The 1,359-nt window shown below is 65.9% G+C and carries 2 protein-coding genes; both read right to left on the bottom strand.

The window, feature by feature from the left end; translation table 11 throughout:
- Positions 1-319: IS6 family transposase (locus tag ACIBB8_RS37930; protein WP_398959977.1), on the bottom strand; the 319-nt coding region annotated here is incomplete at its 3' end.
- Positions 320-413: 94 nt separating this feature from the next.
- Positions 414-932: a hypothetical protein gene (locus ACIBB8_RS37925; protein ID WP_398959975.1), complete on the bottom strand. Its 519-nt coding sequence runs from the start codon at positions 930-932 to the stop codon at positions 414-416.
- Positions 933-1,359: the final 427 nt, after the last annotated feature.

Below are 1,359 nucleotides of genomic sequence, written 5' to 3'. Positions count from 1 at the left end.
GGATGTCGAGGACGTTGCCGTCCTGGTCGACGGCCCGCCACAGGTACTTCAGCTCGCTGTTGATCTTGATGAAGACCTCGTCCAGGTGCCACTTGCCGCCAGGCCGGGGCCGGTGGCGGCGCAGTCCGTTCGCGTAGGCCTGGCCGAACTTGGCGCACCAGCGGCGGATGGTCTCGTAGGAGACGATGACGCCTCGCTGGAACATGAGCTCCTCGACCTCGCGGAAGCTGAGCGGGAAGCGGAAGTACAGCCACACGCAATGGGCAATGACCTCGACCGGGTAACGATGCCCCTTGTACGACGGCGACGCAGCCCCCACGGAAAGCCTCCTCCAACATGATCAACTCCAAGATCATCTCAGGAATCAGCCAATGTGACAGCGCCCTCCGCCGGCATGCCATGCCGACCGGTGCTCACGCCGTGATCGGCGCCACTTCGTGCGACGTCACAGAGCACACCCACACGGCGCCGGCTTCGGTGCGCATCGCATGGGTCCCCACGCGATGCTCGGGGCAGATCGGCCAGATCAGCCGGTCCCGGTCTGCCAGGAGACACTGCAGGCCCTCCGCCGTCTCGACGAGGATGTCGGACGGGTCGATCCCCTGGATGGTTTCGCCGCCCACCGACACATGGCCGGCCAGCTCCAGCGGGGAAGGCGCCTCGGAACCCACACTGACCGCGACCACACGCCCCGTGTCCCGCTGCACGTCCGCCAGCAGGGCCGCGACAGCCCGCTGTGCGAGCGTGCGCCGACGTTCGACTAGGAGCGGGGCGAAGTACGACGCGGGCATCGCGCCGTTGCGGGCGAACACCGTCCACAGAAACTCGCGTACGTCTGCCGAGTACAGCGTCGCTTCCAGCTCCACATCGAGCTCTTCGGCGAGCCCGCGCAGCCAAGCGGTGAACCCTTCGTCGTGTCCTGCTGCTTCCATGTCTTCCCTGTTCTGAGGCTCCGCCAAAAAGGACCCGGAAAACCCTGGGGCCGGCCGGCGAGAGATCGCCGGCCGGCCCCAGGGTCACTCAAGAGTACTGGCCTCCTCCGGAGAAATGGCCGCCGACGGTCCAGCGGTACCCGCGTCCCATGTACCAGGAGGTACCCGATGCGCTGAACGTCACGGAGTCACCTGGGTCGAACCGGCAGCTCCAGACGTAGCACTTGAACCAGCCACGGCCCCTGCTGTTGTTATTCGAGTACCAACCGCCGTGGAAGGGGTAGCCACCGAACTCACCGTGTGTGTAGGTGTCGGACTTCACGTAGGTGCCGCTGAGAGCCTGTCGGGTGGCTGATCGTAAGCGGTGCGTGATTGGTGCCTGTGGGTGCCGGGCATGGCGAAGGCCCCGGAATGATCACGTGGTGTG

It is taken from the genome of Streptomyces sp. NPDC051286 (assembly GCF_044455345.1).
Taxonomy (GTDB): domain Bacteria; phylum Actinomycetota; class Actinomycetes; order Streptomycetales; family Streptomycetaceae; genus Streptomyces.
This window is presented reverse-complemented; position numbering and strand designations above follow the sequence as displayed.

Excerpts from the sequence above, each read along its gene's own strand:
- ACIBB8_RS37925 (WP_398959975.1), bottom strand. The coding sequence starts at position 932 with ATGGAAGCAGCAGGACACGACGAAGGGTTCACCGCTTGGCTGCGCGGG.